Annotated in this window: 17 protein-coding genes; 5 read left to right on the top strand and 12 right to left on the bottom strand. The window is 59.0% G+C overall.

Features of this window, described 5'->3' with window-relative positions; genetic code table 11:
* Positions 1–107: 107 nt before the first annotated feature.
* Positions 108–1,637 carry a sensor domain-containing diguanylate cyclase gene (locus B7L15_RS14695; RefSeq protein WP_085919691.1) on the top strand — a complete coding sequence of 510 codons (1,530 nt, stop codon included), beginning with the start codon at positions 108–110 and terminating at the stop codon, positions 1,635–1,637.
* Positions 1,638–1,660: 23 nt separating this feature from the next.
* Here B7L15_RS14695 and B7L15_RS14690 read toward each other — a convergent pair whose 3' ends face one another.
* From B7L15_RS14690 to B7L15_RS14680, 3 genes are read right to left on the bottom strand one after another with little or no spacing between them, the layout of a single operon-like run.
* On the bottom strand, positions 1,661–2,965 hold the full coding sequence (locus B7L15_RS14690) for a TRAP transporter large permease (RefSeq protein ID WP_085919690.1): 1,305 nt from the start codon (positions 2,963–2,965) through the stop codon (positions 1,661–1,663).
* A 19-nt stretch (positions 2,966–2,984) separates the two neighbouring features.
* A complete protein-coding gene (locus B7L15_RS14685) occupies positions 2,985–3,548 on the bottom strand; it encodes a TRAP transporter small permease (protein WP_085919689.1) in 564 nt (187 codons plus the stop codon).
* Between the two features lie 57 nt (positions 3,549–3,605).
* Positions 3,606–4,589 (bottom strand): TRAP transporter substrate-binding protein, encoded by a 984-nt coding sequence (locus B7L15_RS14680; protein ID WP_085919688.1) that lies wholly within the window; start codon positions 4,587–4,589, stop codon positions 3,606–3,608.
* Between the two features lie 300 nt (positions 4,590–4,889).
* Between B7L15_RS14680 and B7L15_RS14675 the strand changes: the two genes are divergently transcribed.
* From B7L15_RS14675 to B7L15_RS14665, 3 genes are read left to right on the top strand one after another with little or no spacing between them, the layout of a single operon-like run.
* Positions 4,890–5,642, top strand: coding sequence for a 5-oxoprolinase subunit PxpA (locus B7L15_RS14675; protein ID WP_085919687.1), 753 nt, complete (start codon positions 4,890–4,892; stop codon positions 5,640–5,642).
* A complete protein-coding gene (gene pxpB / locus B7L15_RS14670; RefSeq protein ID WP_085919686.1) occupies positions 5,639–6,343 on the top strand; it encodes a 5-oxoprolinase subunit PxpB in 705 nt (234 codons plus the stop codon). The genes B7L15_RS14675 and pxpB overlap by 4 nt, the downstream gene beginning before the upstream one ends.
* Complete coding sequence (locus B7L15_RS14665) at positions 6,340–7,275, top strand: biotin-dependent carboxyltransferase family protein (protein ID WP_085919685.1); 936 nt, start codon at positions 6,340–6,342, stop codon at positions 7,273–7,275. The genes pxpB and B7L15_RS14665 overlap by 4 nt, the downstream gene beginning before the upstream one ends.
* On the opposite strand, the gene hmpA is transcribed toward B7L15_RS14665, so the two are convergent.
* Positions 7,272–8,441, bottom strand: coding sequence for an NO-inducible flavohemoprotein (gene hmpA, locus B7L15_RS14660; protein WP_085919684.1), 1,170 nt, complete (start codon positions 8,439–8,441; stop codon positions 7,272–7,274). The genes B7L15_RS14665 and hmpA overlap by 4 nt on opposite strands.
* Before the next feature lie 215 nt (positions 8,442–8,656).
* Here hmpA and B7L15_RS14655 point away from each other — a divergent pair, with 215 nt between their 5' ends.
* The gene (locus B7L15_RS14655) at positions 8,657–9,109 is read left to right on the top strand and encodes an Rrf2 family transcriptional regulator (RefSeq protein WP_085919683.1); all 453 of its coding nucleotides are present in this window, start codon (positions 8,657–8,659) and stop codon (positions 9,107–9,109) included.
* A gap of 79 nt (positions 9,110–9,188) precedes the next feature.
* On the opposite strand, the gene katG is transcribed toward B7L15_RS14655, so the two are convergent.
* The 8 genes from katG to B7L15_RS14615 all read right to left on the bottom strand — a co-directional run bounded on the left by katG (position 9,189) and on the right by B7L15_RS14615 (position 20,498).
* Positions 9,189–11,339, bottom strand: a complete 2,151-nt coding sequence (katG, locus tag B7L15_RS14650) for a catalase/peroxidase HPI (protein ID WP_085919682.1) — start codon at positions 11,337–11,339, stop codon at positions 9,189–9,191.
* Between the two features lie 207 nt (positions 11,340–11,546).
* Complete coding sequence (locus B7L15_RS14645; RefSeq protein WP_085919681.1) at positions 11,547–12,557, bottom strand: aldo/keto reductase; 1,011 nt, start codon at positions 12,555–12,557, stop codon at positions 11,547–11,549.
* A 30-nt stretch (positions 12,558–12,587) separates the two neighbouring features.
* On the bottom strand, positions 12,588–14,354 hold the full coding sequence (locus tag B7L15_RS14640) for an ABC transporter transmembrane domain-containing protein (protein WP_085919711.1): 1,767 nt from the start codon (positions 14,352–14,354) through the stop codon (positions 12,588–12,590).
* A gap of 126 nt (positions 14,355–14,480) precedes the next feature.
* A complete protein-coding gene (locus B7L15_RS14635) occupies positions 14,481–15,923 on the bottom strand; it encodes an NAD(P)(+) transhydrogenase (Re/Si-specific) subunit beta (RefSeq protein ID WP_085919680.1) in 1,443 nt (480 codons plus the stop codon).
* Between the two features lie 16 nt (positions 15,924–15,939).
* Positions 15,940–17,511, bottom strand: a complete 1,572-nt coding sequence (locus B7L15_RS14630; protein WP_085919679.1) for a Re/Si-specific NAD(P)(+) transhydrogenase subunit alpha — start codon at positions 17,509–17,511, stop codon at positions 15,940–15,942.
* A 323-nt stretch (positions 17,512–17,834) separates the two neighbouring features.
* Positions 17,835–19,112, bottom strand: a complete 1,278-nt coding sequence (locus tag B7L15_RS14625) for an O-acetylhomoserine aminocarboxypropyltransferase/cysteine synthase family protein (RefSeq protein WP_085919678.1) — start codon at positions 19,110–19,112, stop codon at positions 17,835–17,837.
* Between the two features lie 106 nt (positions 19,113–19,218).
* A complete protein-coding gene (gene folE2, locus B7L15_RS14620) occupies positions 19,219–20,121 on the bottom strand; it encodes a GTP cyclohydrolase FolE2 (RefSeq protein ID WP_085919677.1) in 903 nt (300 codons plus the stop codon).
* Positions 20,118–20,498 carry a hypothetical protein gene (locus B7L15_RS14615; protein ID WP_233337291.1) on the bottom strand — a complete coding sequence of 127 codons (381 nt, stop codon included), beginning with the start codon at positions 20,496–20,498 and terminating at the stop codon, positions 20,118–20,120. Before B7L15_RS14615 ends, folE2 begins: the two co-directional genes overlap by 4 nt.
* Positions 20,499–20,613: the final 115 nt, after the last annotated feature.

The raw sequence follows: 20,613 nt of genomic DNA, 5'->3' as shown, positions 1-20,613 counted from the left end.
TTGGCTAATATAGGCTACACCTACCGAAGGTATTAGCTTGCTTTCCAACGATATAAGATGAAAAAAATCAATTGGCCCTTTAAGCTAGCATGAGCAAAGGAGCCGATATGACGGGCATCATAAGTAGCGACAACACACATCACCTCGCCATACCGGCTCTGCCGGGTTTTCTGCAGAGCGACCTAGACCAATGCGCCAGGCTACCATCGCTGCCCACGGTGGCTATTCGCGTCCTGGAGGTGGCGGGCTACCCGGATGCGACCCTGAATGATTATGCCAATGCCATCGAGCAGGATCCGGCACTGACCTTGCGGTTGATTTCATTGGCCAATAGCGCTTTTTATGCCCGTCAACAAACAGAAACGCATTCGTGTCGGGAAGCTACGTCGCGACTCGGGCTGGACGCCACGCTGGCCGCGGTGCTGAGTTTTAGCTTATGGCGTGACCGCCAGTCAGGTGACCTGATTCAGCGTATTTGGGGGCGCTCCATTGTGTCGGCCCTGGCGGCCCGCTCCCTTGCAGAACAGCTGTGCCCCGAGGAGGCCAGCTTTGTATTTACCGCGGCACTGCTCCAGGACATCGGCATGCTGGCATTGCTAGCGGTTTACCCCAAAGACGCCCATGACCTGTACGCAAACACCACCTTTTCCCATGCGCAACTCAGTCGTGGCGAACACCTGCGCTTCGGCTGTGACCACTCATCGGTTGGCAGTTGGCTCGCCGCCAAGTGGGGGGTGCCGGTTTCGCTGGCCCAATCCATCAGCGCCAGCCACGATGAGATTGGAACTCAGAAAGAGACTTACTTACTGTGCCTGCGTCTTTCAGGCCCTATCGCCGATACGTGGCTGTCGGCCAACCCCAGTCAAGCGTTGGCGACCCTATTGCGTCAGTTGAGTCCAGTGGTGACGACGCCTGCTATCTCACTAAGCGACTTGCTAAAAAACGTCCAATCCCAACTGCCCCTTTTAACCAATCTCTTCGAACTTACCGTCCCTTCCTCGCACGATACCGAGGCGTTGATCATCCAGGCACAGCAGTTACTCTTTCAGCAGACATTTGTGCTCAACGCCCGGTTGAATGCCCAACAGCAGGAGCTCGATGAGCTCCAGCAACGCCAGACGGAACTGGAAGAACGTAGCCGACGGGATCCGCTCACCGGACTTTCCAATCGCGCTTGGCTGGAAGAACAGCTGCACAAACGTTTTGAATATTGCCAAACGCACGACCACACCATGTCAGTGGTGTTTATCGATCTGGACCATTTCAAGAAGCTCAATGACCGCTTTGGCCACCAGACCGGTGACCGCGTACTGGAGCGCTTCGGCCGCGTACTCGGCTCGCTGGTTCGCGAGGGGGATTTAGCCGGCCGCTACGGGGGCGAAGAATTTTTGATCATTCTGCCCGATGAGTCGGCCAAGGGAGCACAACGTTTCGCCAAGCGGATTGCCAAGCGCCTTGCCGAAACGCCCATGGAAACGGTTGATGGCAAGCCCCTTTTCGTATCGGTTTCCATCGGCATTGCCTGCCTTAGCGACGGCGGCTTTGGCAACGGCAGAGAACTTATCGATGCCGCCGACCAGAGCATGTACTACATCAAACGCAATGGGCGCGGCGGCATTTCGCTTTATGGGCACTAACGATGCATTGCGAAGGCCCGGGGTTAGCGATTCATCGCATAGGGCAGGTACAGCGCAATACTCGGGAAAAGATGCAGCAAGGCAACCGCCACCAGCATCAAGAGAAAGAACGGCAGCGTTGCTTTGGTGATAGTCAGGATATCCTTCCCGGTGAGACCTTGTATCACGAAGAGATTAAAGCCCACGGGCGGCGTGATTTGCGACATCTCGACCACAATCACCAGATAAATCCCAAACCAGATAAGGTCAAACCCGGCAGCGCTGACCAGCGGCATGATAATCGAGGTGACCAGCAGAATCAGCGAAATGCCGTCCAGAAAGCACCCCATCACCAGCAACAGCACCGTTAGCGCCAATAGCAGCATGGTGGGCGACAGGCCCATTTCCCCAATCGCTTGCGCCAGCTTCATCGGGACCTGGGTAAAGCCCATGGCCGAGGTAAGAAACGATGCCCCGGCGATGATAAAAGCGATCATGCACGCCGTGCGCACCGCTGCGAAAAGCGAGGATTGAAATATCTCGCGGTTGAAATGCCCATTCGAACGAGCAATCAACATCGATAGCACCACCCCGACCGCCGCCGCCTCGGTGGGCGACGCCAAGCCGCCGTAGATCGACACAATAATCCCGCCAATCAACAACAGGATGGGGATCAGCGACCAGGTATTTCGCAGCTTTTCGACAAAACTCATTCCCGACTCGTCATTGCCGGTCAGCCCGGCACGGTTGCCCTTGAGCAGCGACCAAAGCACCAGATAGCCCATGAACATCGAAAGAATCATGAGGCCAGGACCAATACCCGCCATGAACAGCCGCGAGATGGATTGCTCGGTCACGACGCCATAGACGATCAGCACGATGGAGGGAGGAATCAACAACCCCAGTGTCGAGGCACTAGCCAGAGTGCCGATCGCCATCTGCGGGTCGTAACCCCGGCGTTCCAGCTCCGGTAAGGTCATCTTGCCCACCGTGGCACAGGTGGCCGCCGACGAGCCACACACCGCCGCGAACATGCCACTGCCGATGATATTGGTGTGTAGCAAACGCCCGGGAAACCGGTTTAACCAGGGCGAAAGCCCACGAAACATGTTGTCGGCCAGCCCCGAGCGGAACAGGATCTCGCCCATCCAGATGAACATCGGCAGCGCGGTGAGATCCCAACCGTAACTCGCCCCCCAGAAATCAGACGCCAGCACCGGGCCTGGTTCAAACGAGCTGAACAGTGAGAGCGCTATCCAGGCGGTACCAATCAACGCAAAGGCTATCCAAACGCCGCTGCCCAACAGCACCAGCAGGGTCAGAATGGTGACGACACTAAGTAGCAGCACAGGGCATCTCCCACAAGGTTCAGGGGTCGTTGTTTTCTTCGCTGGCCATGACTTCGCGAAAACGTGATGGGTCCTTGAATGCCAGGCGCAGCGCCATCACCAGCGCCTCGCCCAGCGCCAAACACAGCAAGGCAACGCCGGTCACCAACACGGCTTGGGGAATCCACAGCGGAATCGACAAAAAGCCTGAGGAAACATCGTTATAGGCGATGCTTTCGCGGATCAACGCAATCAACCCGTAGCAGAGCAGCAGGCTAAGCGTCATCGCCACCATCAAGCCAAACACCTCGAACCAGACTCGGAGCGTCGAGGGAAGCTGGGTAATCAGCAAGGTTACCCGGATATGGGCGTGGTGGACGAAGGTATACGCCAAGCCTAGAAAGGTGGCACCAACCAGCAGATAAGATGCCATTTCAGAGACGCCGGTGATGCTGATGTTTAGTCGCGCGCTACCGACCATGACCAGTAGCGCATCGACCAACCTAGAAAACACCTGGGTCGAGACCAGCGCGCAAATCGCGATCATGCAAAGCGCAGCGCCCCAGGCACCCAGGCGATAAAGCTTATCGAATTTGAACGTCATCGGTTTGGCCTCTTGCGCGCAAAGCGGCGCAGTATCTGCGCCGCTCAACACAGGTCATCAATCCTCAAGTTGATCACGGTATGACTGCAGCGCTTCCTTGGCTTGATCGTCAGCCCGGGATTCCCAATCGGCAAACAGTTCATCACCCGCTTCCTGCAGTGCCTCCCCCACATCCTCGTTGGGTTCGGAAACGGTGATGCCGTTTTCTTTCAATATCGCCAGGCTTTCCTGGTTATCTTCGCGGCTCATTTCCCAGCCGCGCTCTTCGGCTTTCTCGGCCGCTTCCATCAAGGCATCCTGGGTGTCTTCGTCCAGCTGGTCAAAGCTGCGCTGGTTGATGAACACGATGTTCTTGGGTAGCCAGAGGTTGGCATCGGTGTAATGCGAGACGTAATCCCAGGCAGCCATCGAATTGCCCGTGGAACTCGAGGTGATCATGGCATCTACCCGGCCGGTGCTGAACGCTGTGGGGATATCGGACTCTTCCGTTTCGGTCGGGCTGCCCCCCAGGTTTTCGATAAACCGCTGAGTATTGATATTGGGCGCCCGCACACGCAAGCCGTCAAATTGATCCGGGTCGGTCAGCTCTTCAGCGGTATAGATACCCTGAGCAGGCCAGGGTACCGCGTAAAGCGGAATCAGGCCTTCTTCCTCAAACAGATCACTGATGATTGGCTTAGTGGCTTCCCAAAGCGCATAAGCTTCTTCATAGCCTCCGGCCACACCGGGTAGGGTATCCACCTCAAAAATCGGGTTTTCATTGGAGAGTACCGAGAGGAATATCTCCCCTGCGGCAATGGTGCCACGGCGTACCGATGGCTTGATTTCGCCGTGAGAAACGAGGGCACCACCGCTTTGCACGTTAATGGTCAGGTCCCCATCCGTTGCCTCGGCAACGTCTTCGGCGAACTGCTTGGTGTTTTGGGTATGAAAACTGGCATCGCCGTAAGGCGTTGCCATGGTCCATTCGGCGGCCTGAGCGGTCGCGGCGATGCTACATGCCGTGACCAGAAGCAGCGGCGTTGCAATGCGGGTACGCATGATTAAGCCCTCGTGTCGATAGGTTAGTACCTTGTGGTGTTACTGCACGCTTGACGTAGGCGGTGCTTTTCATCACCTTCAAGCCTATAGCCTAGTGCCGTTGATAATCTTATGAGATTTCGTCGTCAACCTTTTTTCCACGAAATAACAGCACGATAGATAGCGCATCAAGGCGTAACGCCAGCAAAAAGCTTGGCAGTGCCGCCAACGACTTCATATATTGAATAAATGCTTGATCGCTTTTTTTAATGACCATGGCTCTTTGATGAGAATAGCTCTTTGATAACTACAGGAGGCCGTATGCCCCTTCCGCTTCTCAACTGCGACATGGGTGAAAGCTTTGGCAACTGGTCGATTGGCCTGGACGACGAGGTGATGCCTTTTGTTGACTGCGCCAACATTGCCTGCGGCTATCATGCCTCCGATCCCCACGTCATGCGCCGCACGGTCAAACTCGCGGCTCGATACGGTGTGCGTATTGGCGCGCACCCCGGCTACCCTGACCTGATGGGCTTTGGTCGCCGCTCCATGGCCTGTTCACAAAGCGAGGTCGAGGATATGGTGCTCTACCAGATTGGCGCTCTGGCGGGTATCTGCCAGGCGGAGGGCACTCAGTTGAGCTACATCAAACCCCATGGCGCGCTCTACAACGATATGGCGGCCAACCCTGAACTGCTTGAAGGCGTGATGCGCGCAGTGCATGCCTATGATCCCGGCCTGCCGCTCATGATCATGGCCACTGCCAACCCCGAGCCGCACCGCGAGTTAGCCGCCAAGCTGAGGGTCAACCTGTGGTTCGAGACCTTTGCCGACCGGGCCTATGAAGCCAACGGCCACCTGGCCTCACGGCGGCTGCCCGATGCGGTCCACCATGAGCAGGCCACGATCGTCGACCAGGCCGTCATGCTGGCCAAAGGCGAACCCCTCACCGCCCGCGACGGAACCTCGCTGTCGTTACCCTGCGATACGCTTTGCGTTCACGGCGACAACCCCGAGTCTGTCGCCGCCGTGCGCGCCATCCGCGATGCATTTAATAATCTGGGGGCAGCGTGAAGCTGCGTATCGAAACCGCCGGGATGGAAGCCTTGATGGTACGCCTTTTCGATACCATCGACGTCACCAACATGGCCTGGATTCTGGCGGCTGACCAGGCGCTGCGCGATGCTTTTGGCGAGGCGCTGGTCGATTTGCTGCCGTCCTATACGACGCTGTTACTGCATTATGACTGCCGAACGCTTAGCCACCTCGACGCCCAGGCACGCGTGCAGGACGCCCTGACGGGCCTGTCGCCCGCCGATACCCAGCAAGGCCAGCACCATGAGATCCCCGTCTGGTACGACGAGAGCGTCGGGCCGGATCTTGAGCGGGTGGCCAAGCGCGCGGGCATTAGCATTGCCGAGCTGATTGATCAACACTGCCAAGACGACTACTGCGTGTTCGCGCTGGGCTTTGCGCCGGGGTACGGCTTCATGGGCTTGGTGAATGACACCATTGCGACACCACGCCTGACCACTCCCAGGCGGCACGTGGCCGCCGGTAGCGTCGGCATCGCCGATCGTCAAACGGCCATTTACCCACTCCCCTCTCCCGGCGGATGGAACGTGTTGGGCCGCACGGCAGTGCCGCTATTCGAACACGCCAAACGCGGGGAACCGCTATTGCGTCCAGGCGACAGCGTACGCTTCCGGTCTATCTCCCGCGCCGACTTTGAGGCCCAGGGTGGCGATACCACGCCAATGGAGGAACGCTCGTGAGCCAGGCAGGATTAGTGGTAAAAAAGGCAGGGCCGCTGGCATTGGTTCAAGACGCAGGACGCTTTGGCGTGGGTCATCTGGGTGTCACCCAGGGCGGGGCTGCCGACTGGATCGCATTTCATTGGGCCAACTGGCTACTGGGCAACCCGCTCAACAGCGCTGCCCTTGAAATTGTCATGGGAGGTGGCCTGACGCTGGAAGCCGAGGACGAGGTAACGCTGGCACTGGCCGGTGCCGACCTGGCTGCCACCCTTGACGGCAAACCACTCGCACCCAACGCCAGCTTCAGCTTGCGCTCAGGGCAGGAGTTGGCCTTTAAGCAGCCACGTCAGGGGTTACGCGCTTACCTGGCTTTTCCCGGGGGCCTGGATGCGCCCGAGGTGCTTGGCAGTCGTTCGTGCACGGTCCGCGAGCAATTAGGCGGCCTGCAGGAGAACGGTCAGCCGCTCATGGCGGGCGAGCGCCTGACGTGGCGGGGAAGCTCTCAACCACCACGCACGCTGCCTGAAAACCTGACCCCGCTCATGCCAACGTCCGGCTGCCGCCTGCCCATCGTGCTTGGCTCCCAGGTAGCCAGTTTTTCCGGCAACAGCCTGTATCAGGCGTTTAACACACCCTGGCAGGTCGATAACCGCGCCGACCGCATGGGCATTCGACTGACCGGGCCGGTGCTTGGCGGCACGCTAAAGGGCATCGTTTCGGAGGGTATACCGCTGGGCGCCGTACAGGTCCCCCCCGACGGCCAGCCCATTGTGCTGATGAACGACCGCCAGACCATTGGCGGCTACCCACGCCTGGGGGCGTTGACACCAACCGCCTGTGCCACGCTTGCCCAGTGCCTGCCGGGCACCCAGGTATGGCTGACGCCGGTCAGCGTCAGCCAGGCCCAAGCCGCCTACCGTCGACAGTTCGCCCACTGGATCGCCGATTAGGCCGCGTTAAGCGGCATGGCGGGACCGAAGTGCTCATAGTGGCGATGTGAATCCGCCACGCCCAGTTGCTTCAGCGCCTGCTCGACACCTTCCATCATGCCATGGGGGCCAACGAAGTAGCAGTGCGCGCCTTCGGGTAAATAATCGGCCAGCAGCGCCTGGTGGAGACGCCCTTGATGGTCGCCTTCGTCGCCTTGCTCAAATACGGTCACCAGCGTGAACTGTGCCGGATAGGCCTTTTCAAGCGCGCGTAGCTCATCGGCAAAGGCCCAATATTCAGGGGTTTGTGCCGCGTGCAGATAGACCACCCGGCGGCCCTGGCCAAGTGCCTGTTTGGCGATCGGCAGCAGCGGGGTCTGCCCCACACCGCCGCTGATCAGCATCAGTGGTACGTCACCGGGTACCAGCGTCATCTCACCCGCCGGAGGGAGTAACTCGACAACCCCGCCATTGGCTAACTGATCGTGGAAGTAACGGCTCACGCGACCATCGCTCTCGCGCTTGATCGACACCCGGTAGGCGCGGCCGTTGGGTGTTGCCGACAGGCTATAGTGGCGGTGCACCGGCTCGCCGTCGATGGTCACCTTGACGCCGATGTACTGGCCGGGCGCATGCGCCGCCACCGGGCCGCCGTCTTCGGGCTCAAGGATGAACGACCGAATCACCGCGCTTTCCTGCTGGCTATCCGCCACGCGGAAACGCCGCGTGCCGCGCCAGCCGCCTTCACGTTGCTCAAACTCCTGATAGCGGTTTTCTTCCAGCTCGATCAATAAATCGGCAAGCTCCTGGTAGAGCGCTCCCCAGGCATCAGCGATCTCAGGGGTAACCGCATCGCCCAACACCTCGCCAATCGCCATCATCAGGCACTCGCCCACAATCGGATACTGCTCCGGCAAAATGCCCAGCGATACGTGTTTGTTGACCACCGTTTCGAGCGTTTGACGGGCTTTCACTGGGTCTTCGCGCAAGCCTACATAGGCCAATACGGCGCCTGCCAATGCCCGGGGCTGGGCGCCGTTTTGCTGATGAACCTGATTGAAAAGCGGCTTCACGCTGGGGTAACGCTCAAACATCAGCGGGTAAAAACGCTGGGTGATGGTATTCAAGTGTTCGGCCACGACGGGCGCGGTGGCAGCAATTAACGCTTCTTGGTCTTGGGTAAGCATGGTGAGCCTCGCTGATTGAGTGATAGGGCGACGTTTTTTATTAAAGTAGTATCTATAATACATCTTTAAGCGTTGCCGCCAACCTTCAGCGACAATCTGCCACATCACCCGGCTACCCGGCCTGGCCGCTGTCCTTGAGCGCGCTTCGCCTTGTCCCCAATTCACCGTATAATGGAGGTTTGAGCGATCGCCCTTCGACCCGTCGCGGACTGTCTATGCACCTGACCAGCTTTACCGATTATTCCATTCGCGTGCTGCTCTATCTGGCGGTAAAAGGCGAGGAGCGCGCAACGATCGACGAGATCGCCTCGACGTATAACGTATCGCGCCATCACGTGATGAAGATCGTCCAGGAGCTCAACCAAAAAGGTTACCTCACCGCCCTACGCGGCAAGCACGGCGGCCTGTGGCTGAAGCGCGACCCTGCCAGCATCAAACTCGGTGCCCTGGTGCGCGATACCGAGTCTGAATTTGGCCTGGTGGAGTGCTTTCGCGACAAAAACGCCTGCGTGATCACCCCCGCCTGCCGCCTGCCACCTGTGCTCAACGAGGCGCTGGAGGCGTTTTTTGCTGTACTCGATCGCTACACCCTGGCAGATCTGCTGGAAGAGCGTTTGCCGCAGCTACGCCAGCTACTGCGCATTCCAGCGCTGAACGTGACGACCTAAACCACAGAAAAGAGCCGGCACTAGTGGCAAAAAAAAGGCGCTGCCCGAGGGCAGCGCCTTGTCGATGGCGGCGTCGCGCTTAAACGTCGAAGCGATCCGCGTTCATCACTTTCGTCCAGGCGGCGATAAAGTCGTTCACAAACTTCTCGCCATTGTCATCCTGGGCATAAACTTCCGCGTAGGAACGCAGCAGAGAGTTGGAGCCGAACACCAGGTCAACGCGCGTGGCGGTCCACTTGACGGCATCCGTTTTGCGGTCACGAATTTCGTAAGTGTTGTTACCTGCTGACTTCCAGGCGTAACTCATGTCGGTCAGGTTAACGAAGAAGTCATTGGTCAACTGGCCTTCACGGTCGGTGAATACGCCATGCTTGGTGCCACCGAAGTTGGTGCCCAGGACACGCATACCACCGAGCAGAACCGTTAATTCCGGCCCGGTCAGGCCCATCAACTGCGCGCGGTCGAGGAGCATTTCTTCCGGCTTGACCACGTAATCTTTCTTCTGCCAGTTACGGAAACCATCGGCCAGCGGCTCGAGCGGCGCGAAGGAATCGGCGTCGGTCATCTCGTCAGTGGCGTCACCGCGACCCGGTGTGAAGGGTACAAGCGCCTCGTAACCCGCCGCTTTAGCCGCTTTTTCGATGCCTACGCTGCCGCCCAGCACGATCACATCGGCGATGCTGGCACCCGAGTCGGCAGAGATTTTTTCGTACACTGCCAGCACCTTGGCCAACCGCTCGGGCTCGTTACCCGCCCAGTCTTTCTGCGGGGCAAGACGAATACGCGCGCCGTTGGCACCGCCGCGCATGTCGGAACCGCGATAGGTCCGTGCGCTGTCCCAGGCAGTGGTGATCATGTCGCTCTGGCTGAGACCACTTTCAGCAATCTGCTTTTTGACCTTCTCGACGGAGTAGTTGGTGTTACCCGCCGGAATGGGGTCCTGCCAGATCAGGTCTTCGTCGGGTACTTCCGGGCCAATGTAGCGTGCTTTCGGCCCCAGGTCGCGGTGGGTCAGCTTGAACCACGCCTTGGCGAACGTCGTCTTGAAGTACTCCGGGTCAGCCATGAATTTTTCGCAGTACGCCCGGTAGGTCGGATCCATCTTCATCGCCATGTCCGCATCGGTCATGATCGGGTTATGACGTATCGACGGGTCACTGGCATCGACCGGCTTGTCTTCTTCCTTGATGTTCACCGGCTCCCACTGATTTGCGCCAGCAGGGCTCTTCCTGAGTTCCCATTCGTAGCCAAACAGCAGGTCAAAGTAACCCATGTCGAACTGGGTTGGGTTCGTCGTCCATGCGCCTTCGATACCCGATGTAACGGCATTGCTGGCCTTGCCGTCCATGTTTGGATTGCCCCAACCGAAACCCTGATTCTCAACGTCTGAGGCTTCAGGCTCGGCATCCAGCACAGAGGCATCGCCATTACCGTGACACTTGCCCACAGTGTGACCACCAGCAGTCAGCGCGGCGGTTTCTTCGTCGTTCATCGCCATACGGGCGAAGGTTTCGCGTATCTGCTGACCGGTCTTCAGCGGATCCGACTGGCCGTTAACACCTTCGGGGTTAACGTAGATAAGGCCCATCTGGACGGCTGCCAGCGGGTTTTCCATGGTCTCGGGGCTATCGACATCTTCATAACGCTCATCTGAAGGCGCCAACCACTCTTTCTCATCGCCCCAATAGATATCTTTTTCCGGTTCCCAGATATCTTCACGGCCGAACGAGAACCCGTAGGACGGCAGCCCCATGGATTCGTAGGCAACAGTACCGGCCAGGATCATCAGATCGGCCCAGCTGATCTTGTTGCCGTATTTTTTCTTGATCGGCCACAACAGACGACGCGCCTTATCAAGGCTGGTGTTATCGGGCCAGGAGTTGAGCGGCGCGAAGCGCTGGCTGCCGGTACCGCCGCCGCCACGACCATCGGCAATACGGTAGGTACCTGCCGAGTGCCATGCCATACGGATCATCAAACCGCCGTAATGGCCCCAGTCTGCCGGCCACCACGATTGGCTATCGGTCATCAGGGCGTGAACATCCTGCTTGAGCGCATCAAAATCGAGCTTTCTGACTTCTTCCCGATAGTTGAAATCAGGGCTCATCGGATTGGATTTGCGATCTTGCTGATGCAGGATCTCCAGGTTGATGCCTTCCGGCCACCAATCCTTGTTGGACGTACCTGTGGAGGTGTTGCCCCCGTGCATTACCGGACATTTGCCGCTCATATTGCTCTCCCCTCAATTGCTTTTGTCGCTGGCAAGTACCAGCACAACCATCGATGGGTGCTCGCTAGTCGTATATGACCCCGCCAACACCGCATTTGTCTTGTTAATGTTTTAGACCACTATCGCCATAGTCTCAATTTGCATTTAACCAATGATTTAATAGCCTTGACCTATAAGCAATATGACTCACCCGTCAAGCACACTCGCCTAGCGGTTGACGGTAAACTCTTCGGTGTCGATGTCGGCCTGCTGGGCGTCGCTGTAGCGCCCGCCAGCGACCTGCTCGGGCGTCAGCATCGCGGTGAGTTGCTGACAGGTGGCGGCATCCAGATAGAGCGTCTCGGCCGAGAGGTTATCGCGCATATGGGCCATCGAGGTGGAACCGGGGATCGGAATGACGTCGGCGCCCTGGGCATTGACCCACGCCAACGCCAACTGAGCAGAGGTAACACCTAGACGCTTGGCAAGCCGTGTGACGTCATCGAGCAACTCCCGGTTATGGGCAAAGTTATCCGGGCTGAAGCGCGGCATATGACGGCGCATGTCGCCCTCGGGCAAGCTCGCCGGGTCACTGATCGCCTCGGCCAAGAACCCGCGCCCCAGCGGGCTGAACGCCACCAAGGCCGTATTCGTCTCCCGGCAGGCCTCTAGCAGGGCAATCTCGGGATTGCGCGTCCACAGCGAGTATTCAGACTGCACGGCGGCAATGGGGTATTCCGTCACTGCACGGCGCAGCGTCGCCGCGGAAATTTCGGAAACCCCCACCCCGCCGATCTTGCCCGCATCCACCAGACGGCCCAGCGCCCCGACGCTTTCCTCGATCGGCACCTGGCGGTCGAGGCGGTGCAGGTAATAGATATCGATGTGATCGGTTTGCAGACGTTTAAGGCTGGCCTCGCACTGGCGACGTAGCGTGTCGGGGTGCCCATCGATCAACCGCTTGTTTGTCTCGGGGTCAATCGCCATGCCGCACTTACTGGCCAGTAGCACCTGCTCACGCTTCCCCTTCAGCGCGCGGCCAAGCAGCGTTTCGTTGGCCGTGGCGCCGTAGAGCGTGGCGGTATCAAAGTGGCGATAGCCCATATCGAACGCTGCATCGAGGGCGCGCAGCGCCTCCGGCTCGGGCACTTGCTGACCGTAGCCGTGAGAAAGGTTCATGCAGCCAAGCCCGATCGAGGGGGCGTGGACGGCGCGGAGGCGTTGAAGAAAACTCGACATGGCAATTCCCGTATTGATCACGCAACTGTTTTATAACGTTTCACCACCAAACTGCAACGCGACCAAATGGCGATAGAGCGCACTGGTCGTGATCAGCTCGCGGTGCGTTCCCGCCGCCACCAACCGCCCGCCGTCGAACACCAGCAGGCGATCCGCGGCGATCACTGTGGCCAGCCGGTGGGCAATGACGATGCTGGTGCGCCCGACCATCAGCCGATCCAGCGCCTGCTGGACAAGGCGCTCGCTTTCCGCATCCAGCGCGCTGGTGGCTTCATCCAGCAACAGCACGGCAGGATCTTTGAGCAGCGCCCGGGCGATGGCAAGGCGCTGACGTTGACCGCCGGAAAGCTGCACGCCTCCAGGGCCAAGGGGCGTATCGAAACCTTGCGGAAGCGCATCGATAAAGTCCAGAGCGCTGGCATCCTGGGCTGCCATGCGTAGCCTTTCATTACTCGCTTCAGCGTCCCCATAGCGTAGATTCTCGGCCACCGTACCACTGAACAGCACCGGCGCCTGCGCCACAAGCCCCATGACACGGCGCAAGGCCACCAGATCCAGGGTGCGGATATCGTAGCCATCCAGGGTGACTTGCCCCTGACTTGGATCGTAAAAACGCAGCAACAACGCCAGCAAGGTACTTTTACCGGCCCCCGAGGGTCCCACCACGGCGACCCGTTCGCCCGGCTGAATATGCAGATCAACATCAACCAGCGCCGGGGTTTCCCGGCCAGGGTAAGTGAAGCTTAGGTTTTCCAGCGCAATATCGCCCTGCGATGGTCTGGGCAGGGCTTGCGGCGGCACGGGGGACTGGATCCTGGGTTGGGTATCGAGCAACTCCAGCAGGCGTTCCGCCGCCCCCGCCGCACGCTGCACGTCGCCTGCCACTTCGGCCAGGGTGGCAATCGCTCCTGCCGCCAGCACCGCGTAGAAGATGAACGCCGAGAGCTCACCGGGGCTCATGGTGCCGGCCAATACGGCCTGACCGCCCTGCCAGAGCATCAAGCCCACGGCGGTGAATACCACCAGCATGGCGATGCCGGTCAGCCAGGCGCGCTGCTGGGTGCGTTCAACAGCACTGGAGAAAGCTTGCTCTACACGCTCGCTATAATGCGTCTTATCCACTGGCTCGTGGGTAAACGCCTGAAGCGTCTGGATGCCACTCAGCGCTTCTTCGGCATAGCGGCCAAGCTCGGCCACCCGATCCTGACTGGTTCGTGACAGCCGCCTGACCCGCCGGCCGTACCACACAATAGGTAACAGCGTCGCCGGAATGCCGATCAGCACCATCGCCGACAGCCACGGCTGGGTCACCAGCATGAGCACCACGGCGCCTACCAGCATGACCAGGTTACGCAGCGCCAGCGACACCGACGAGCCGAAGAGGCTTTGCAGGACGCTGGTATCCGCCGTCAGCCTCGAGGCGATCTCACCAGCGGCACGGCCGTCGCTTGCGCTCTCGAAAAAGCTCGGCTCCAGGGTCAGCAAATGGTCAAACACGCGCTGGCGCAAGTCGGCCGCCAGCCGCTCGCCGATCCAGGTCACCTGGTAGTAGCGCAGCGCGGACGCCAGCGCCAGTACCGTCACCACGGCCAGCATCAGCGCCAGCGATTGGGCCAGCGCCTGCTGATTCGCAGCCAGAAACCCACGATCGATCACCAGACGCAGTCCGTTGCCGAGCAGTAGAACGCTCCCCGAGGCCAACAAAAGCGCCAGGCCTGCCAGGGCCAGCCGCACCCGATAAGGGCGAAGCAGCCCCAGCAGGCGCAGCAGCACGCGGGGGTCAGGGCGTTGGTTCATGGTAGCAAGTGCTCGAAAAAGAAGGCGGTCAATGACCATAGCAGGCGTATCGAGGGCCTGCACAGCATAAAAAAGCCCGCGATGGCTCGCGGGCTTCGTTCTGGATCGTTATCTGCGTGGGTCGACCTATTCGACCATCGGCAGTAGCGAGTTGATGCTGTCGCGGGCGTCGCCGTAGAACATGCGGCTGTTTTCCTTGAAGAACAGCGGGTTCTCGATCCCCGAGTAGCCGGTGCCCTGGCCACGCTTGCAGATGAACACCTGCTTGGCTTCCCAGACCTTCAACACGGGCATGCCAGCGATCGGGCTGTTGGGGTCTTCCTCGGCAGCCGGATTGACGATGTCGTTGGAACCGATAACGATGACGACGTCGGTGGTGGCAAAATCATCATTGATTTCATCCATTTCCAACACGATATCGTACGGCACCTTGGCCTCGGCGAGCAGCACGTTCATATGCCCCGGCAGACGTCCCGCCACGGGGTGAATACCGAAGCGGACTTCCTTACCCGCCGCACGAAGCTTGCGTACCAGGTCGCTGACGGCGGTTTGCGCCTGCGCCACTGCCATGCCGTAACCCGGCACGATAATGACGCTGTCGGCGTCGTTCAAGGCACTGGCTACTCCGTTTGCATCAATCGCCACCTGCTCGCCTTCGATCTCGGCGGCCGGCCCTTGGGTGCCGCCAAAGCCGCCCAGGATCACGCTGATGAAGTTACGGTTCATCGCCTTGCACATGATATACGAGAGAATGGCACCCGATGAGCCCACCAGTGCGCCGGTGACGATCAGCAGGTCGTTGGATAGCGTGAAACCGATGGCAGCTGCCGCCCAGCCCGAGTAGCTGTTGAGCATGGAGACCACGACCGGCATGTCCGCCCCGCCGATGCCCATGATCAGGTGGTAGCCGATAAAGAACGCCAGCGCTGCCAGCAGGATCAGCGTCCAGAAGCCCGCGCCGTTGAGGTACATGATCGCCAGCAGAAGCGACAGCGCCGCTGCCCCGGCGTTGAGCATATGCCCACCCGGCAGCTGCTTCGGCTTACCGTCAACCTTGCCAGCCAGCTTGCCAAAGGCGATGACCGAGCCGGTAAAGGTCACCGCGCCGATGAAGATCCCCAGCACCACCTCGATCTGCAGGAACATCAGCTCATCGGGGGCTTTGGTCGCCACCAGCGCGGCAAAGGCGGAAAACTCCTGCATCGCGCCATCGGCGGCCTGTGCCGCCATCACCCGGCGGCGCTCCAGATCCGCGCTCCAGGCAACAAACACCGCGGCCAGACCGACAAAACTATGCAGTGCGGCCACCAGCTGGGGCATTTCGGTCATCTCGACCTTTTTAGCCAGGTATACCCCGATGGCGGCGCCGATAATCATCATCGGAATCAGCCACCAGTAGCCACCGATACCGGGGCCAAAGGCAGTGAAGAACACCGCTACCGCCATGCCGACGATGCCGTACCACACCGCTCGCTTGGCTTTCTCCTGGTTACTCAACCCCCCCAATGAGAGGATAAACAAAACACTTGCCGCGATCGCCGCAGCAGATACGAATCCTTGACCTAACATATCGTTTCTCCGCTGCTTAGGATTTCTGGAACATGGCGAGCATCCGGCGTGTCACCAGGAAGCCACCCACGATATTAATGGTCGCAATCAGCACCGAAATGGCGGCTAATATGCCGACGATCACGCTACTCGTGCCGATCTGCAGGATAGCGCCGAGAATGATGATGCCCGAGATTGCGTTGGTCACCGCCATGAGTGGCGTGTGCAGCGAGTGGCTGACGTTCCAGATCACCTGGAAACCGATAAAGCAGGCCAATACAAACACAATGAAGTGCTGCATGAACGAGACGGGCGCCACCTGGCCAAGCAGCAGCATGAGGGCACCACCTATCGCCAACAAGCCTGCCTGTCGCTTGGTCTGAGCCTTGAACGCCGCATGCTCGGCGGCTTTTTTCTCCTCCGGCGTCGGTTCCTTTTCTTTCTTCTTCGGCGGAGCCGCGCCAATCGCTTTCACTTTGGGCGGCGGCGGCGGGAAGGTGATCTCGCCTTGATGCGCGACGGTGGCACCACGGATCACGTCGTCATCCATGTTGTGATTGATCACACCGTCTTTCTCGGGGGTGAGATCGGTCAGCATATGACGGATATTGGTGGCGTACAGCAGCGACGCCTGGGTGGCCATGCGCGAGGGGAAATCGGTGTAACCCACCACGACCACGCCGTTATCACTCACCACACGCTCGTCGGGCTTGGTCAGGTCACAGTTGCCGCCTTTCTCGGCTGCCAGGTCGATAATCACCGAGCCGGGCTTCATCGCGGCAACCATATCCTCAAGCCACAGCTTGGGAGCTGGCTTACCGGGAATCAGCGCGGTGGTAATCACGATATCCACATCCGGCGCCTGCTCGCGGAAACACTCAAGCTGTTTTTCGCGGAACTCGGGGCTGGAAGGTGCCGCGTAACCACCGCTTTCGGAACCGTCCTGGCTTTCGTCAAATTCGAGGAACAGGAACTCGGCGCCCATGGATTCAATCTGTTCAGACACTTCGGGGCGCACGTCAAAGGCGCGCACAACGGCGCCCAGGCTGGTTGCCGTACCGATCGCCGCCAAGCCCGCCACGCCAGCGCCGACCACCAGCACTTTGGCAGGCGGCACCTTGCCGGCGGCGGTGACCTGACCGGTAAAGAAGCGGCCGAAGTTGTTGCCTGCCTCAATGACGGCACGGTAACCCGCAATATTGGCCATGGACGATAGCGCGTCCATCTTCTGTGCCCGAGAAATACGCGGCACCATGTCCATCGCCACCACGGTGGCACCCTGCGCCTTGCAGGCTTCCAGCAGCGCTTCGTTTTGCGCTGGCCAGAAGAAGGTAATCAGGGTTTGACCTTCGTGCAGCTGCTTGACTTCGTCATCGGAAGGCTCGCGGACTTTAATGACCACCTCGGCGTCGCGCCACAGCGCATCAGCGCCGTCGACAACGCTCACGCCCGCGTCGCGATACGCGGCGTCACTAAAGCCCGCCGCCTCACCGGCGCCAGCTTCAATCAGGCACTCATGGCCCAGCTTCTGAATATGTTGGGCGCTCTCGGGGGTGAGCGCGACGCGCGCCTCCCCCCGGGCACTTTCTTTCGGTGCGCCTATTTTCACTCGCATTCTCCTTGTATTGTATGACGTAAGCTTTACCTTCCTGCAGTGCCGCGGGTCAAACGTTGGGCACTGTCCATTTTCGACGTTAGTCAAAGCGCTTCTCAGCCGCCTAGGATCTAACGCCATCATCGCCAGATACTATTCAACCTTTGATTCAACTGCGTTGTTTAATTACAACATGGACCCAGACCAGTGTGCATGATGGCCCCGACAACGTCTAAATTCGTTAGCAAGCTCACAAAATTCTGATCAAGCCACCTATCAGCATAACGCTTAGGGTACCGCCATTTGACGTGGGAGCGTCATGCTCGCTTCCATTAGCGTCACGACCCTTGTGAGGCCGCCAACGCTTGATCAATATCCGCCAGCAGGTCGTCGATATGCTCAATACCGATCGACAGGCGCACCATATCCGGTGTGACACCAGCGGTTTTGAGCTCTTCCTCATTCAGTTGGCGGTGCGTGGTCGACGCCGGAATGGAAGAACAGCTCTTGGCATCGCCGATATTGACCAGCCGCAGAATGAGCGCCAGGGCATCGTAGAAGCGCTCACCGGCGGCCTGGCCCCCTTCAATGCCGAAACTGAGAATCCCCGAGGCGTGGCCGTTCATGTACTGCTTGGCCAGCGCGTGATCGGGATGATTTTCCAAGCCGGCATAATGCACCCAGGTGACCAACGGGTGGCTTTCCAGGTGCTTGGCAACGGCCAGGGCATTCGCACAGATGCGTTCGATGCGAAGTGACAGGGTTTCCAGCCCCTGAAGCAGGTTCCAGGCCGCCTGGGCAGAAAGCGCCGCGCCCATATTGCGCAAAGGCACGACACGGGCCCTCGCAATAAAGGCCGCATCGCCCACATCGCGGGTATAGCTCACGCCGTGATAGGAGACATCGGGCTCAGTGAGTAGAGGAAAGCGATTGGCGTTCGCGGCCCAGGGGAAGGTGCCCGAATCCACGATCACGCCGCCCACGGTGGTGCCGTGGCCACCGATATATTTGGTGGCGGAATGGATGACGATATCCGCCCCGTGTTCAATCGGCCGACACAGGAACGGCGTCGCGGTGGTGTTATCGACCATCACCGGCACCCCGTGACGATGAGCCGCCTCGGCGAGCTTCGCCAGGTCGACCACTCCCCCCGAGGGGTTACCAATACTTTCGCAGAAAACCGCTTTGGTTCGCTCGTCGATCAGTGCTTCGATGCCTTGGATATCGTCCTTGTCGGCAAAACGCACCTGAATACCCTGGCGTGGCAAGGTGTGGGCGAACAGATTGTAGGTGCCGCCATACAGCTCGCTGATCGAAACAATGTTATCGCCCGCTTCGGCGATGGTCTGGATCGCATAGGTGATCGCCGCCATCCCCGACGCCACCGCCAGCCCGGCGATACCGCCCTCCAGCGCAGCGACCCGCTGTTCCAACACGGCACAGGTGGGGTTCATGATGCGCGAGTAGATGTTGCCTTCCACTTTAAGATCAAACAGATCCGCCGCGTGCTGCGCATTGTCAAAGGAAAACGACGTGGTTTGATGAATCGGCACCGCCACGGCGTTTTGGGAATCGGGCGAATAGCCATGGTGGAGAGCAATGGTTTCTGGCTTCATGAGGACGGCTCGCTATTTTTTATTGAGGTTCGTTACTGATCCTAAACAAGCACCGCACGGAAGGCCAATAATCGTTTAGCGTCTAGTAGCAAGCGCCCCGTCACGTTTACCCATTCCACTCGCTGCGTGCCACCGCATTGTGGGCATGCAAACTCTCCGCATGCACTACCTTGAGCTGAAAACCGCTTACACCCGGTGCTTGCCGCAGGGCTTTATCGACCCGCCGTGCCGCGTCTTCGCAGAACATCAGGTTTTGCCCGTTGGCGAGGGCGAAGGCCTGCTCGTCGATACGTTTCACCGCGGTTTGCAGTGCGGTGCCTAGCGCCGTTTCGATACGATCAATCGTACCCTCCAACCAGTCTGCAATGGGCAATTCATCGTTTTCGCCTTCTGCTAAACGCAGCGAACACTCGACAAAGCTGCGCTGACTGTGGGGCGTGGCTAATATACCCTCTTCGCTGCCCAGCCATGCCAGTACCGCCGATTGGGTTAACGGAATTTCCGAAAAATCCTCCTTAAAGGCTTGCTGGATAGACTGCCGCGCCAGCGCCGCCGAGCAGGGGCATGTTGATGAATAGCCCACCGTCACCCCTAGCTCAGCCTGAAAACCATCAGGCGTTAATTGGCAGCACAGTGAAAAGGGGTAGCTTTTCCACCCGGCGAGCGGACTAATAAGGGCTTGCCGCTTGAGCGGCAGTTCTCCTTCCACATTCAGGTACGCATGCTGGGATAACCCCTCCTGGCTGGTTAAAAACGCGCTCAATATGTCTTTCACGGCTGGCAAGGTAAGCGGTGCGTCCTCAAGCGGTGACAGCGCCAAATACAGCCGCGACATATGGATACCGCGCGCTTCGCTATCATCAAGGCTCACCCCTGCGTCCAGTTTGACTATCACGCTGCGAGTACCCAACTGTGCAGGTAGCGCAATGCCCTCCATGCCCACCCAGGTCAAGGTACTCGGTAAGCGAGTAGTTTGGCTGGCGATATCGGGTAAGGTTAAAACGGTCATTGGGCTACCTCTTGAGATGAGTTGAAGAAGTTGTAAAGCTCGGCCACGGTGTCGTGCGCCACGTTTTGGGTAATAAACACAAAGCGTGATACGCGATCAGCCTGACGCAATGCCAGCCGCAGTTCCTCTTCAAAGGAGGCTTGATCCGATTCGTCACTGTCGCGCTCACGGGAGGCGATCACCTCTTTCATTTCATTTAAGTGCACCTCAATTTCGGCACGCTCATCGAGCAGCCGCTGGCGGAAAAATGCCAGCTGCTCGGCGTTCATATAGTCACTGGGTGGCATGGCCAATAGCTTGGCTTCCCAGACTTTATCAACTGGCGCTCCCTGAGCATCGGTGCTTGCCTGCTTCCTGTGCGTAATGTGCTCACTCATACATAAACCTCACTATATAAAACGTTATAACGTAACATAAAGATTCACGAATGAATAACACCCGCCGCTATAGCCCACTACCATCCACTTAAAACAAATGCTGAGGGACTGGCTG

Source organism: Halomonas sp. CSM-2 (genome assembly GCF_002119345.1).
Taxonomy (GTDB): Bacteria; Pseudomonadota; Gammaproteobacteria; order Pseudomonadales; family Halomonadaceae; genus Vreelandella; species Vreelandella janggokensis.
This window is presented reverse-complemented; position numbering and strand designations above follow the sequence as displayed.